This window comes from Nitrospira sp., from assembly GCA_030653545.1.
Classification (GTDB): Bacteria; Nitrospirota; Nitrospiria; order Nitrospirales; family Nitrospiraceae; genus Nitrospira_D.
In genome coordinates this window covers 16,591-31,499 of sequence record JAURZE010000015.1, presented here as the reverse complement: position 1 = coordinate 31,499, position 14,909 = coordinate 16,591, and the positions used below count along the sequence as shown (strand labels likewise).

The 14,909-nt window shown below is 58.6% G+C and carries 13 protein-coding genes; 1 reads left to right on the top strand and 12 read right to left on the bottom strand.

The features are described 5' to 3' along the window. Window positions 1-34: 34 nt before the first annotated feature. Window positions 35-1,798 (top strand): caspase family protein, encoded by a 1,764-nt coding sequence (locus tag Q7U39_05740; protein ID MDO9117436.1) that lies wholly within the window; start codon window positions 35-37, stop codon window positions 1,796-1,798. A 282-nt stretch (window positions 1,799-2,080) separates the two neighbouring features. Here the strand turns inward: Q7U39_05740 and Q7U39_05735 are convergent, their stop codons facing one another. The 12 genes from Q7U39_05735 to Q7U39_05680 form a co-directional block, all read right to left on the bottom strand. Then, entirely contained in the window at window positions 2,081-2,527 is a 447-nt protein-coding gene (locus tag Q7U39_05735; GenBank protein MDO9117435.1) for a cytochrome c, read from the bottom strand. Between the two features lie 493 nt (window positions 2,528-3,020). Beyond that, on the bottom strand, window positions 3,021-3,947 hold the full coding sequence (locus Q7U39_05730; protein MDO9117434.1) for a DUF4115 domain-containing protein: 927 nt from the start codon (window positions 3,945-3,947) through the stop codon (window positions 3,021-3,023). A gap of 10 nt (window positions 3,948-3,957) precedes the next feature. After that, window positions 3,958-4,650: a tetratricopeptide repeat protein gene (locus Q7U39_05725; protein ID MDO9117433.1), complete on the bottom strand. Its 693-nt coding sequence runs from the start codon at window positions 4,648-4,650 to the stop codon at window positions 3,958-3,960. Then, the gene (locus tag Q7U39_05720; GenBank protein ID MDO9117432.1) at window positions 4,650-5,564 is read right to left on the bottom strand and encodes a PfkB family carbohydrate kinase; all 915 of its coding nucleotides are present in this window, start codon (window positions 5,562-5,564) and stop codon (window positions 4,650-4,652) included. Before Q7U39_05720 ends, Q7U39_05725 begins: the two co-directional genes overlap by 1 nt. Before the next feature lie 3 nt (window positions 5,565-5,567). After that, entirely contained in the window at window positions 5,568-6,467 is a 900-nt protein-coding gene (mtnP, locus tag Q7U39_05715) for an S-methyl-5'-thioadenosine phosphorylase (protein ID MDO9117431.1), read from the bottom strand. Between the two features lie 25 nt (window positions 6,468-6,492). Further along, on the bottom strand, window positions 6,493-7,500 hold the full coding sequence (gene miaA, locus Q7U39_05710; GenBank protein ID MDO9117430.1) for a tRNA (adenosine(37)-N6)-dimethylallyltransferase MiaA: 1,008 nt from the start codon (window positions 7,498-7,500) through the stop codon (window positions 6,493-6,495). A gap of 24 nt (window positions 7,501-7,524) precedes the next feature. After that, the gene (gene mutL / locus Q7U39_05705) at window positions 7,525-9,327 is read right to left on the bottom strand and encodes a DNA mismatch repair endonuclease MutL (GenBank protein MDO9117429.1); all 1,803 of its coding nucleotides are present in this window, start codon (window positions 9,325-9,327) and stop codon (window positions 7,525-7,527) included. Window positions 9,328-9,396: 69 nt separating this feature from the next. Continuing rightward, window positions 9,397-10,170, bottom strand: coding sequence for a tol-pal system protein YbgF (gene ybgF, locus Q7U39_05700; protein MDO9117428.1), 774 nt, complete (start codon window positions 10,168-10,170; stop codon window positions 9,397-9,399). Window positions 10,171-10,175: 5 nt separating this feature from the next. Continuing rightward, window positions 10,176-11,666 (bottom strand): tol-pal system protein YbgF, encoded by a 1,491-nt coding sequence (ybgF, locus tag Q7U39_05695; protein MDO9117427.1) that lies wholly within the window; start codon window positions 11,664-11,666, stop codon window positions 10,176-10,178. Window positions 11,667-11,738: 72 nt separating this feature from the next. Further along, window positions 11,739-12,446 carry a peptidoglycan-associated lipoprotein Pal gene (gene pal / locus Q7U39_05690; protein ID MDO9117426.1) on the bottom strand — a complete coding sequence of 236 codons (708 nt, stop codon included), beginning with the start codon at window positions 12,444-12,446 and terminating at the stop codon, window positions 11,739-11,741. Window positions 12,447-12,531: 85 nt separating this feature from the next. Then, window positions 12,532-13,854: a Tol-Pal system beta propeller repeat protein TolB gene (gene tolB / locus Q7U39_05685; protein MDO9117425.1), complete on the bottom strand. Its 1,323-nt coding sequence runs from the start codon at window positions 13,852-13,854 to the stop codon at window positions 12,532-12,534. A 3-nt stretch (window positions 13,855-13,857) separates the two neighbouring features. Beyond that, the gene (locus Q7U39_05680; protein ID MDO9117424.1) at window positions 13,858-14,895 is read right to left on the bottom strand and encodes a TonB family protein; all 1,038 of its coding nucleotides are present in this window, start codon (window positions 14,893-14,895) and stop codon (window positions 13,858-13,860) included. Window positions 14,896-14,909: the final 14 nt, after the last annotated feature.

Here is a 14,909-nt window from a genome sequence, read left to right as displayed (position 1 = left end):
GGTCGGATGTGCGAGCCGCTTGGAGTTTCCTCCAATGGGTGATCCGTTGCCCGTCTCGGTCAAGCTGGAAATCCCTGCTTCGATCAAAAATCTGCGGGCGGAGTATACCGACGGATGCGGACATCTCATGCAGGTCCCGCTCGGAACTCGACTCGAAGAAGCTCTCGTGGAAGGGGCCTATCGGACATTCAAATCCGTCTCCTACGAAGGAGGCGGAAGCAAAGATGCAGTTCCGGAAGCCCTGGTGCGCGTGGATCTGGTGAATTGGTCATTCAAACTTCAGCAAGACAACGTCTACGACCGCGTCCCGGCGAATATTCAATTGAATGCCATCGCACGGGTCTACGATCTCACAGGGAAAGTCTTGCGCGAATCCGAGGTGAAGGTCGTACGCCAAGAACGACTGCGCCTAGAGGCCACCCAACGCAACTGCGACTACATCATCGACCCATTTATCCAAGACACCTCTGTCGACTTTGCCGCGAAGGTCTCGATGGATGTTCGGCAAGCCTTCGGAGGAGCGACCCAGGGGGCTGCGCCGGCAGTGGCCTCCGCCCCGGCGACGCTGCCCCAGCCTGCAGCGGGACTCCCGACAAGCAAGCCTCAGCCTCCGGCTGCAACGGCGACCGCGGCTTCTTCCCTCCGCTTTAAAGCGATGGTCCTTGATGAAAATGGAAACCTTGTCTTGGAAGGCGGTGAACGCGTCCGGGTCCGCGTTGATATTGTGAACGTCGGCACGACGGCGATTCAGCAGGCCATCGTCTCCCTCTCCGGCAGTCAGGCGCTGATTACGCATTTCCCGTCAGCCGTGCTTCCCGTCCCGACGTTGCAAGCGGGAGAGACCAAGTCTATTGAGTTTGTGGCCACTCTGCCGCCTTCCGTGCAGCCGCAGAAAGCCGAACTCCATGTCACGGTCGAAGAACCGGCCACGCACCAGGCGGCCCCATCACAAACGTTGGCAGTCGTGATGCAAGCGACCGGGATTAAAACCGATGACGTGGATCAAATCCCCGTCTCCACCACGGAATTCCGCCAACCCAACACCTACCTGATCTCGATCGGAATCGGATCCTACCGAGACCAGCAACTCCTCCCCCGCAAGTTCGCGTCACTCGATGCAGAGATGGTGTCCAACTACTTTCAGGCCCTGGGGGGAGTTCCTTCATCCAATGTGCGCCTCCTACAAGACTGGAAAGCCTTACGCCCGGATATCGACGAAGCTCTCCTGGACTGGCTCCCGCCGCATATGTCCAAGGACGCTGTGGTCATTGTGTACTTCGCCGGCCAGGCTCTGGTGAACCATACAGGAGACGTGCTCCTGGTTCCCTACGAGGGGAGCCCGACCGCGACTTCGCGCCTCTATCCGCTGAAGGATCTTGAAGCGGCGCTGGCACGACTCAAGGCGAAACAGACCATTCTGCTATTTGACGGGATGGTGTCGAGACTCCATAGCGACCCCAAAATAAAAAACCTCCCTCCCCGCTGGGACTCAGCAGGTTCATCAATGATCCGCATCATCAGCAGCGATAGCCTCAGCAAGGGCCTCGAAGACGACAAACACCGCCATGGACTGATGACGTACTACCTGCTCCGCGCGCTGCGAGGAGAGAGCGACTCAAATCGCGATGGGTCCGTCACCCTAGCAGAAGTAGCCGCGTACGTGAGCCAGAAAGTTAGCTGGGCGGCGAAGACTCAATTCAGCAGTGATCAACGCCCTCTCATCACCCCCCCGCTCAAACAGACAGATCCGTCCTCTGGTCTGGTGCTGAGTAAACTCGCAGCGATTCGAGGCGAGTAAGCTCTCTATCATCTGCTATCTGACCTAGAAGACATTTCCAGCCGGTCCAGCGTGGTGCACAGCCGCCGACCAGCTTCCATCCGTAACGAAGGCCTTCCCCCGACAGTTCATGGAACCAGTGACGAGTAACTAGACGTGGATTTTTAGGACAGCGGTGCCGCTGGAGTGGAAGACGCCGGCCTCGCTAACGCAGTCAGCTCAGGCCGGTCTCAACAAAAAACGAGAGGGGCGGGAGATCGCTCCCCCGCCCCTCTCTCTCAATCACAGCAACCTCTGAAGGAATTACTCGCCCTTGCAGAAGCTCCGCTCGTAGTTGATGATGTTCCAGGCTTCCTCTTCGTTGATGGCGGCAGGGATCAAAGACACCATACCGGTGCCCGCGCTGCCATTCTTGATGACCCAGAACAACTCGCCGTCTTTCCGCTTCTTGTGGAACTTGCAGTTGGTGAAGTCCCGGGGGCTCGGATCCAGAATCGCGCCGGCCGGTCCATCGCCCTTGCCTTCTTTTCCATGGCAATTGAAGCAGGTGCCTTTGCCCTCGAACAACGCCTTACCCTTGGCAATGCTTTCCGGAGACGAAGCAACCGGATTCTTCATAGCCTTTGCATCGCTCATCTGATCGGCTGGAACACGGGGCTTCAACGGATCTCTTTCCGCGGCTCCCGCCACCGTCACAGACATGAGCATCAGGGCTGCAGTGATTCCCAAGAACTTCGAGAAGTAACCCATCGCACGTCCTCCTTTGTGTTGAACCCACCACACGTGAACTCGGCCACAGGCCACAGGCCGCTGGCCGCTGGCTTTAGAATACCTGTACCAAAAGAATGCACTTAAACGGGCGGACTATAGCAACCGCGCTCATTTCTTGTCAAGAAATCCAACTCCTTCTTGACCACTCACAGCACCTGAACTCGCTTCCCTCCGCCTCGTTACGTTCAGCCTATGTATCAAGGGGCGTGCCACAAGAGTCACAACATGAAAGGCCTTATTTGAGCCACTTACAGCGATCAATCCGGACAAGATCCTCAACTGGACTTCGTCGTGACACCTTTGCGCCACAAACTCTCATTGTTGCCCCATGCCAGAACTAATAAAGATCGAGGCTGACCAATCTGCTCTGGTCATCGCCTCTGCCAATGGCGGGCGAACACTTGGAAGTGGGTACGAGACCTGATGGACGGGACTCCGCTTGAGGAGAAACAGAATGAGCGACACTACAGCCTTACCGCTTGATCACCACATCGCGAGCCACTTTCCCACTTGGACCAAATGGCTTAAGCGGCTTCCCATTGAGTTCAGCTTTTACGCCTCCGGCATTGCCCAACGTTAGGACGAATTGATCCTGCCCTTTCCAATGAGCTTTCTCTCCCGGGCGCAGCAATGCCTCCTGCGGACTCCCGCTGTCGATCTGAACCACAACCCAACTCAATTCATTGGCCTCAAGATCCAGGACCAATTGTCCGTCGGAAGACTGCCCAGTACCTTCGATTGAAATGCCACCAAGCGGGCCATCCGTGCCAGGCGAGGCCGTTGAAACGAGATCCGGCTCAGGCTTCGATGCAACCACCGGAGCATGGCTTCCTGCCGGTTCAGCTGCACGCCCCTCCACCGCAGGCTTCGTGGGGGCTGGAGGTACGACTTCACTGGACTTGGCTGGAATGGGAATAGGCTCTGGATCCTGGTGGGTGCTTGGCTCAACAGCTTCCTTTGTCGCCTGAGCGCTCCGCTTATTCGACGTCAGCTCGGAGGTGCTGCGTCGCAAAACCGACGATTGCTCACGGCTCAGCAAGAAAATGAGCGTCAACACCGCAATCCCGATCGCCACCGCCACCGCTTTCCGGTTGGCTTGGCGCTTCCGCTCTTCTTCAACCTGCCGAACCTTCAACCGCTCCCGCTCATCCTGCTTTTCATAAAAAGCCCCGGCTGACTGGACGAACCGGTGAATGGCATCTTCTTCGTCGAGCCCCAGGGATCGCGCATAGGATCGAACAAACCCTCTTGCAAAGACCTGATCGGGCAACTTGGCAAAGTTCCCATCCTCCAAGGCTTTGACAAAATCTGACCGAATGCGCGTCTTCGCCGCGACTTCATCGATGGTCAGCCCCTTAGTCTCACGAACCTGCCGAAAGAATTCACCAACCGATTCCATACGCCCTCGACTACTTTAACCGAGCCAAAAGTTCTGTTGCTGCCGCGGCATACTCGCCGCCCTTATCCATCGCTTTCACCTTACTGAGAATCTCTCGCGCCTTGACGGCATATCCCAACTTGGAATACACGCGCCCCAGTTCGAGATGGGTCAATGCCGGAGGCACACTGGCCGGATTCGCGGCCACCGCGTCCTCCAACGACTCCATCGCCTCCTGGAAATCTCCCCGTTGGGCCAATGCCCGGCCTAAATGGAACCGCGCCAAATCCGGAGTGGCATAGAGAGGATTGGCGAGTGCGGCCCGGTAAGACCGGATCGCCTCATCCCACTTCTCCTGGCTGGCCAGCACTTGCCCCAGATAGGTATGCGCTTCTGAATAGGCGTCGTCAATCTGGATGGCGGTTCGAAACTCTTCTTCAGCCAGGGCTAATTTCCCCTGAATCGCATAGACATGGCCCAGGCCATAGCGCGCCTCTTTATTCTTCGGATTCAACTGGACGGCTTTCTGAAACGACACGAACGCTTTTTGCCGATCCCCGCTGAGCGACGCGATGCCTTCCTGATAATGGCCCTGAGATTTCTGAATCGCCTCGTCCGTAGCCGCACAGGCGCTGATGAGCAGACAGACCCCTACGAGCAGGCTGCGCCCGTACTGAGGCTCTCGTCCCAGCTCTCGTCCACAAATCGGTTCACCCTCAGGCATTACGACACATCCTCAAAATGAGTCAATCGCTTGAATTCCTGGAAGCGCGCCTGAATCTCTTTGTAATCCAGGATACGTAAACGGTCAAGACTAAAGGATTCTACGGTAAAAGACGCCATCACGCTCCCGAAGATGATGGCTTGCTTCATCGCCTCAGGAGAACGATTTCCTGTGGCGGCGAGATAGCCTAAGAAACCGCCCGCAAAAGTGTCGCCGGCGCCAGTGGGATCCCGCACATCCTCCAGGGGAAACGCGGGAGCGCCGAACACCTGCGTCCCGTTGAACATCAGGACGCCATACTCCCCCCGCTTAATGATGAGATGCTTGGGGCCCCGTGCCAACACTTGCTTGGCCACCTTGACCAGATTGGAATCTTGCCCCAGCGCGCGAGCCTCACCGTCATTGATGATCAGGATATCGATTTTCTCTAAGACCTTCCACAAGGCATCGCGCTTCCCGTTGATCCAGAAATTCATCGTGTCGCACGCGACCAAGCCGGGGCGCTCGACCTTCTGCAAGACGTCGAGTTGCAGCTCGGGATCGATGTTGCCTAGAAACAGCACATCGGGCGAACGATACGCCTCGGGAATCTTGGGACGGAAGGTTTCGAACACATTGAGCTTCGTGTCGAGCGTCTTCGCCTCATTCAGTTGATGCGAGTATTCCCCCTTCCACCGAAACGTCGCCCCAGGTCGCTGCTCCAACCCCGTCAGATCAATTCCACGACTCTTGAGAAACGCAATGTGCTGGGCGGGGAAATCATCTCCCACGACAGCGATCAGCGCGACCGACGTAAAAAAGCTGGCCGACGTCGAGAAATACGTCGCGGACCCTCCAAGAATATCGGTCCCCTCTCCAAACGGTGTCTTCACCGTATCGAGCGCAACCGAACCCACCACTAGTAACTTCCCCATGGTTTACCGCGCTCCTTTCTTTGGCCCGAAGACACGCCGCGTAAGAATCCCGAACTTCTTCCGGACTGCGGCCGAGATGCCCGCTGGAGCAGTCACGATCGCATTATCCAGCGCCCGATGGCAGGGACAGGCTGGAGCCTCGGCCACAGACGGCACGACGGCCTTGAGCATCTGCTTGGCCAAAGCCACGTTGTGGTGGAGCGTGGCCAGAATCGCCTCCACCGTCACAGCCTCCTGCGTCTCATGCCAACAATCATAGTCCGTGGCCAGCGCCATCGTCGCGTAACAGAGCTCGGCTTCGCGCGCCAACTTCGCCTCCGGCATATTGGTCATCCCGATCACATCTACGCCCCATTGCCGATACAGCCGTGACTCTGCTTTGGTCGAAAACTGCGGCCCCTCCATGCACAGATACGTGCCGCCGCGATGAAGGTGCGCGCCAACCCCTTCACCCGCAACCGCCAGCGCCTGGGCCAGCGACGCACAAATCGGTTCTCCGAAGGCGACATGCGCCACGATGCCTCCTTCAAAAAACGTGGAGGCGCGCCGCTTCGTGAGATCAATGAACTGATCAGGGATCACCACGTCGCCGGGCTCAATCAGCTCCTTCATGCTCCCAACCGCGCTGACAGAAATGATTCGCTGCACACCCAACGATTTCATCGCATAGATGTTTGCGCGATAGTTAATTTCTCCGGGATTCAATCGATGGCCTCGACCGTGCCGGGAAAGGAACGCGATGGACACGCCATCCAACTGTCCCACGCGGATCGCATCCGACGGCGAGCCGAACGGGGTCCGGATCCGCACATCGCGCACACCTTTCAGCCCTTCAATGTCATACAACCCGCTCCCGCCGATCACCCCTACTGAAGCCTGTGACCCATTGCTCTTCCGTGCCATACACTCATACTCCCGGTTGCATGACTCACGAGACAGGTTCAGCACGCCGTGTGCCTAGCGATGCCATGAATTGCTCAATCAGCTCAACGACCCGATCGGCGGTGTGACCCGTCGACTCCTCTGCGTCGATCATCAACCACGTAATTCCCGGCTCCTTTCGAAACCAGGTCATCTGGCGTTTCGCAAATTGCCTGGTATCCTGCTTGAACCGTCGCACCATTTCTGTCGCATCATATTCGCCCGCAAGTTGCGCGGCGAGATGCCGATATCCCAATCCCTTCATCGATCCCAGCGCACGGCTATACCCGCGAGCCAATAGCGTCCGAGTCTCTTCTACCATGCCATGCGCCAACTGCCAATCGATACGGGCTTCGATCCGCCGATGGAGCTGCTCTTTGGAGCGCTGCAGCCCGATCAGCAATGTGGGGAACGCCGCTGCCTGCGATTGATGGTGTGCGTGCAAAGAAGCGAGAGAACAGCCGGCCAAGCGATAGACCTCCAGCGCCCGAATCACTTTCGACTCATCGTTGGGATGCAGCCGTGCCGCGGTGACAGGATCCACTCGTACAAGCTCGGCATAGAGACCTTCGCGCCCCTGCGCGGCCACCAACGCCATGAGCTCCCGCCGAATGTCCGCATCGGCCTCCGGCGCGTCGCAGATTCCCCGAATCAACGTGCGGATATAGAGCCCGGTTCCGCCGACGACCAACGGAAGACGACCCTCCTTGATCACCCGATCGATTTCTCCTAAAGCATCCCGCTGATAGCGCCCGGCGTTATAGGGCTCATCGGGATCCACCAGATCGATTAACCGATGCACAATACCCTGCCGCTCTTCCAAGGACGGCTTATCCGTACCGATATCCATCCCGCGATAGACCTGGCGGGAATCGGCCGTCAGGATCTCGGTGTCGTAGCGCCGGGCTACCTGGACTCCGACAGCGCTCTTCCCTGTGGCCGTAGGCCCCAGCAAGACGACGAGCGGGCGATACCGGCGAATCCGGTCGGCCATCATATCGGATTGAGTAGGCATGGCGAGAATCTCAATTCTGTCCGACTACCACCCGACCCGACCAAACAGCTTTTCAAGCTCTTCCGCAGTCAGTTGAAAGACCGTCCGCCGTCCATGCGGGCACGTTTGAATCTTTCCCTCGGCGAGCCAATCCTCGGTCAGCCGCTGGATCTCCGGAAGCCCCATCGCCCGGCCGGCCCGCACCGCACTGTGGCAGGCCAACGAGGCCAGCACGGGACGCACGCGCGCTTCAAGACTGGATGCTTGCCCCCACAGACTGAGATCTTCCAGCAAATCTTGCAAGAAAGCCGGAGCATTGATCGCGCCAACCCCGAGCGGCACGCTCCGCACAAGGACTGCCGACTTGCCGAACGGCTCGAGTTCGAGGCCCAGCTTCTCCAGCTCGCCTTGATAGCGCTGCAGCAGCGCCGCATGAGGCGCCGAAAGCTCTACAGCCTCCGGAATTAACAGGGGCTGCGAGGCCATCCCGCGCACGACCCAGGCTCGATACAATCGCTCAAACAAGACACGTTCATGAGTCGTATGCTGATCGAGTATGGTCAACGCACCGCCCACCTGCACCACCAGATACGTGTGGTGAAGCTGTCCGAACGCCACCACCTCCGACGACGGCACACGTACATACGGCTCAGCCGCTTCGTTTACAAACGTGAGCTGATCGGCTGAGGCTGGAATACTGCCGATAGCCGCCTGAGGGCTTGCCTGGCCTGTTCCCGCCGAAGGCGCCGTGGCCTGAGCGGGAAACCACGCCCGCGCCAGCTCCTTACTCACACCCGGGGCGTCCGGCTCCCGCGGGACGAAGGACTCCCCGGCGACCGGCTCGTTTCGACTGAGCGCCTGCCGCACCGCGCGCCGGACCAGCTGATGGATCGCTTCCTGCTCCGCAAAGCGAACTTCTCGCTTCGAGGGATGCACATTCACATCCACACGATCCGGATCGATCTCAAGAAATAAGACGAACTGGGGTTGCTGTCCCTTGGGAAGGAACGAACCATAGCCTTCGACTATCGCATGGGACACAGCGGCACTCCGAACCGGCCGGCGATTGACGAAGAGTTCTTGCGGGATGCGCGACGCCTTCGCATAATTCGGGTCGATGATGATGCCGCTGAGCTTCGCTCCCGGTTGTCCGGCCTCGACCGGAACGGGATGGTCGAGCATGAACCGTGGATACACTTGTCCGATACGATCCCGGTCCGTCGCCACCGCGGGATAGTTCAACGTCTCCTGCCCATTACCGATCAATTTGAAATGCACGGCCGGCCAGGCGAGCGCCGCCTGCTGTACGACGCGTGTGATGTGCGATGATTCCGTCGGGACAGATTTGAGAAACTTTTTCCGGGCCGGCTGATTGTGGAAGAGATCGGTGACTTCGATGCGCGTCCCGACAATCGGAGGCGCATCTAGGACCTGCGGGGCCGCTCCGCCCCGCATCTGTAACTCGGTACCCACCGGATCCGACTGCATGGCCGTGACGAGCCGCACATTCGAGACCGAGGCAATACTGGGCAGCGCTTCCCCGCGGAATCCCATCGTGCGGATGGACCACAGATCCTGATCGGACCGCAGCTTGCTGGTGGCATGACGCTCGAAGGCTTGCGGCGCATCGGCCCGGCTCATGCCCTCGCCGTCGTCCGTGACGCGAATACTCGCGAGACCCCCGTCCTTGATCTCGACGGAAATGGTCTGGCTCTGCGCATCCAGACTGTTTTCGATGAGCTCTTTGACAACGGCGGCAGGACGTTCGACGACTTCGCCGGCGGCGATCCGGCTCACGACGTCTCCCGGCAAGATGCGAATTTTTCCGCTCGAACTGGTCGTCAGCACAGCACTACGCTCCACAGTACCGCGATGAAGGCTGACTGCGTGAGGCGGGAGATCGCGCGCCTGCGACCGTCACCGAATGTCGGCGAGTTTATTCTTTGCGAGCTTGGCTTCATCCGAGGCAGGGAACTCCTCAATCACCCGCTTGAGATATTTCCTGGACTTCACCAAATCACCGGCTTCCGCCGTCGCCAAACCCAGCTTGTACAGTGCGGCAGAGACTTTTTCGTTCCCGGGATATTCTGCCACGAGATACTCGAACGTCGTCGTGGCGCGCGCGTAGTCTTTCTGATTATAGAGCGACTCTCCCAACCAGTAATGCGCGTTCGGCGTCAATGACGTCCCGGGGAAATCTTTGGTGAATCGCTGAAATCCCGACACCGCCAGATCGTACTTGCCGTTCAGGAAATCGTTGTACGCGAGATTGAAGGCGGATGTCGGGGTGATGCCAGGCATGCCAGACACAATAGACGCACTCTCGCCCTGCGCGGCGGGCTTGCTCGGCTTCGTCGCTTTGGGCGCGTCGGACGCGGCAACATCGGCCCGGGTGGATGCGAGTCCGGCTCCGTCTTCAAGCTTGGCCAGCTTCGATTCCAGCTTTTGAAGGCGCGCCGCCAGCTCGTCAACCCGCGGCTTTCCCGACTCAATATCCTTGACACGTTCGACCGATTCGAGGCGCCGCAAAACCGCGTCGACCCGCTGATGATCCTGCTCCTGGGAGCGGGACACCGTCGAGAGCTGATCCCGCAGCTCGACAAAGTCCGCATGTTTGGCACACCCCGGCAAGATCAGTAACGAACCCGCAACTCCGATCGCCGTCGCATAAGAGACAATGTAAGCTTGCATGAAATCTATCGACCCTCCTTCAACTGAACCAGCTTGTCAGATGCTTTTCCAGCTTCCGGACTTCTCGGATACAGCGTGACCACTTGTTTAAAAGCGGACGAGGCCCGTTTCTTATCCTTCAAGGCAAGATAGGCATAGCCCTTCTTCAGAATGGCGGCAGGCACTTTCTCGCTTCTCGGATAATCGGACTCGACCTTGTCATAGGCATCGATCGCACGCTTGAAGTCCTTGGACCCGTAGTAGGCTTCTCCGAGCCAATAGCGGGCATTCGGAGCAAGGTCCGAGTTCGGATAGTTGGCGATGAACGTCGAAAACCCCCGTCGCGCTCCCTCTAAATCGCCTTCGCGGAAGAGGGCCAACACCCGTTCATATTGTCCACGGTCTACAGCAACATCGACTGGAGCCGCGGCCGCAACAACCGGGGCTTCCACAGGAGCGGAGATCGCCGCCACCGGAGCAGCTAAATTTTCCCCTTCCTCCGATGAGCCCTGCTGAGACTGAGCCTGGTGCGAGGACAGAGCAGACTCAAACTCCTGCGCATGCCGCTCAGGCGCGGGGGCTTCCATTGAGGGAGAAAGGGTCGACCGCTGCGCCTGCCTGGAATTCTGCGTCCGCCCTGCGTTCTTTTGGCTTACTTGCTCCAATGACCGGCCTAAGGAATCGATGCGTCGATCCTGCTCGTCAAACCGGGCCGTGAATTTTTGGCTGACGGATTCCAGCGTCTTCACCACCGACGCGACGCTCTTGTTGACCCCATCGAGGTGGCCGCTCATGGTCCGATTGGACTCGTTAATGTGGGACACCGCCGCCTTGTTATCGGCATCGACCTTCCCTGAGATCGCCCGCGCCTCTTGCTCATCCTGCGTGACACGATCATTCAAGCTGGTGAACGCCGTCTTGAATCCGGTGAGCGATTGGTTGAACTGGGTCAGGTTCTGGGACACTTTCTGATCCAGATTTTGCTGACTAGCCTCCAGGTCTCTGCGCTGTCCGTCCAGCCGTTCGGCCACTTTCCGATCCAACACCTCATTGCTCTGCTTCACGGCCATCAGCACGTCACGCTTCAGATCCTCCGTCGCTTTGCTCACCGTCTTGGACAACTCATCAAGGCGCGCATTCACCTTGGCGTCTTGCGTCTCAAGACTCTTTTGCAGCCAGACATAGCGAGTGTTGGTATCCGTCTCTAGCTTGGCCGCCAGCTGTTCCAGCTTCTTCGTTTGCAGTTCCAACTGCGCCGAGCGATGCTTGAGATCTTCCTGCCTGGACTGAAGCTCCTCCGCTTGGTGACGAGCTTTTTCGAGTTCCCCACGAAGTTGCGGCAGATCCTGCTCCCGCAGATTGGAAATCTCCTGGCTCTGCCGCGCGCGCGTCTGAGAGAGCTGATCGTCCTGCTGCCTAATTTTCTGCTGCAGGGCCCGCTCGGTGTGCTTAAGATCGGCCTGCTGCGCCACACATCCGGACAACAGCGTGAAGAGCATGACTAGAACGACAGCCACCGCACACCTCACTTGCTGAACATGATCCTGATCTATTCTCGCCATCCGTGCAGCACCCCAAGGCATACGATCTTACTTCCCGGACTTCACGACCACATGGCCGCGACGATTCTGGGCATAGCAGGCTTCGCTGTGCTCTTTGCAAAACGGCCGCTCTTTCCCGTACGACACCACGCCCAAACGATTGGCGCTCACGCCGAGCTCCACCAAATAGTTCCGGGCAGCCTTCGCGCGCTTTTCCCCCAGCACCAGGTTATAGGCGGACGTCCCGCGCTCGTCGCAATGTCCTTCGATTTTCAACTGCGCCCCGGGGTTCGCCTTGATCCACTCCGCATTGCGGGCCAGAGCCTGCCGCCCTTCCTCTGAAATCGCAAAGCTATCATAGCCAAAGAACACATCTCGCAATCCAGCCGCATCCGCGGCGGCTTGCTCGGACCGGATTTCATCCATCTGCCGGCCGCTCTGGGAAGGATCCAGCTTCGCCATCATTGTCCCGCCGTTCACGCGCTCCTCGCCGGGATTCTTATCGAGTCCGCGCAACCCGCCTGATCCGTCGCGACCGGCCAGCGAGGTGTCAGGAAAATTGGAGCTGACTCCGCCACCGGTTGATCCAGTTGATCCGCCTGTTCCGCCGGCACCGGGAGTTCCTTTGGCCATGCCGGCCTGTGAGGACTGGGTGTCCCCGCCTGATTGCACGGACTTCTTCGAGCAGCCCGGCATCGTGACCAGTAACAGACCGGCCAGCATGGGAATCGACCATTGTGACAACGTTGCGCTCATAGATTCGCTCCTTCTACTAGAGACCTCTCCCGGCCTATCCGGCGAGACATCTTCAATGTGTGATCGTGTGTATCGACCAGGTGAATTACGACGCCGGCGACCAGGCCGGCGCACTGTTGTGCGTGCCAGTAAATGTGACCCGCTCCAAATCTTTTCCGTCTGCGTTGATCATATAAATCTGGCTCTTCCCATCGACGGTCGAACTAAAAACGAGATGCCTGCCGTCCGGAGACCAGGATGGCGAATCCTCAACTCCAGGCCCTGCCGTGAGTTGCACACGCTTCTGCCCGTCCGGCGTGATGAGGCACAACTTATACTCTTTTTTGGGCGTCCGGCACACATACGCAATCCAGTTTCCCCGCGGCGACCAAGCCGGTGCGGCATTGTAGTCCCCCTCAAACGTCAGGCGACGAACATTGGTGCCATCGGCGCTCATGAGAAATATCTGTGGGCCCCCACTCCGATCCGAGGCAAAAGCAAGTTCCCGTCCTGAGGGAGCCCAGGACGGTGAGAGATCTCCTGATGCGTGCGTTGTCATGCGCTGCATGGCCTTCGTTCTGGTATCCAGCTTGTACAACTCTGAATTCCCCTCGTGACTCGACGCGAATGCCAGGAAGTTGCCATCGGGGGACAGCGCCGGCGTGATGTTCAATCCAGCCAACGACACAATCGTCCACCGTTTTCCGGTGGCTAATTCGATCATATCGATATCCTGCGTGTTGCGATTGCGATATGCCGTAAACACCAGAAAGCGGCGATCGGGCGACCAGCGCGGCATCAGATTCAAGAAGCCATCCGAGGTCAGCTGGCGTGGCTCATACCCGTCATAGTCCATCACAAACAGCTCCCGCGCCGTTCCCTGCTCGGACACATAAGCAATTTTCGTGCGGGCAATACCCGGTTCGCCGGTATATCGAAACACTAATTCATCCGCGAAGCGATGGGCCATCAGACGGACAACCGAAGAAGACCCGACGTAGCGCTTTCCGCCGACAATCTCATCCGATTCGCCATCATAGACGAATCCGTCCATACTGACATCGGCTTCCTTGTCCCCGGTCTTCGCGCCAGCCTTCCCCCAGACCAGCACCGAGACACCATTTTCTTTGGCCTGCTTGAACGCCGGATGTGGGCCGGTGCCTACATCCCGCACCTTGATCCCGAGACTCGGGAGATCCACGAGGGAAAACACGAGCGATCGCCGGATGTCGGCCTTCAGCACCTCTTCGAGCCGTCCCCCCAGCCACTCCGGACCGCCCACGTTCTGGATCCCAATCACGCCCAACGGAATTTTTTGAAAGTCGGGTCTGGTCGCTTCAAGAAACACATCGGCCGCACCGGACTCGATGATCCCGATGAGCCCGACCGACACCAAGCAACCCAGCATGCACCACGTTCGGAATGTCATGAGTTATCCGTTTTGTTCTCCCACCGTAAACGTGAAATGGGCATCGAAGTAAGATTCCGTGAGATCCGCGGGAAACATCGGCAGCGGATGGGCCGTCACCACCGCCCGCTTCCCTGCCAAATCGAAATACTCGTTTCCTGACGACTGCTCGATCACCACCCCGCTCACACTCCCATCCCGATGCAATCGAAACTTCACCACCACGCGGTAGGTCTGCGCCGTCACATCAACCGGAGGCGCAGCCCACATACTGCTGATCTTCCGGCGAACCTGCGCCAAGTAGACATTGGACCCGGGAGCCATCCCGGGAACCTTCAATGTCGTATCCACCGCCTTCACGCTCGGCGCCTTCGCTTCAAGTTGAGGCGCCGGCGTCGGCTGAGACTCTGCGGGGGCCGCCTTGGATTCTTTCGGCAACTCCAGTTTTTTAATCTTATTGAGCTCTTCGTCCAGCTCCCGATTGAGTTCGTCGGTCAGAGACGGCCGCGGCTTCGTGTCTGCAGGCTTCTTTGTGGCGACCTTCGCCTCGGACACCACCGGAACATCCGGCAACTTCAGCTTGGGAACATTCGCAACCGCCGGCTCCTGAACTTTTTTCAACTTCTCGGCCGGACTGTAGTCGCCAAACTTCGGAGCGTCCGGAGGCAACTCAATATCCTTCAAGAGATCGCGCATCGGATTTTGCGCGGGCTTGGAAGGAGCAGCCGCTTCTCGCTGAACTACGGGCGGCGCCAATGGAACGGCTTTCACCGGAGGCGTCGGCACCGGAGTCTCCACCTGCTTCACCGGTGTTTTGAGCGGCTCAACCGCTTTAACGGGCTCAGCCGCCCTGACCGGAGGAGTCGGCAGGCTGGCCAGTGAAATCTCGATAGATGCCAACGGCCGCTCGCCATGCTGCGGTAACCGCACCCAGGTGATGAGAATAAAGACGCCGAGGTGAAGCGCTACGGACCACACCACCGCCCGCTTCAAGCGGCTGGTCAACTGGCCCTGCAGTCCCTCATCCAGCCAGGCCCGAGAGTGCGCTGCAACCTGTACCATGGCCAACCGATGTC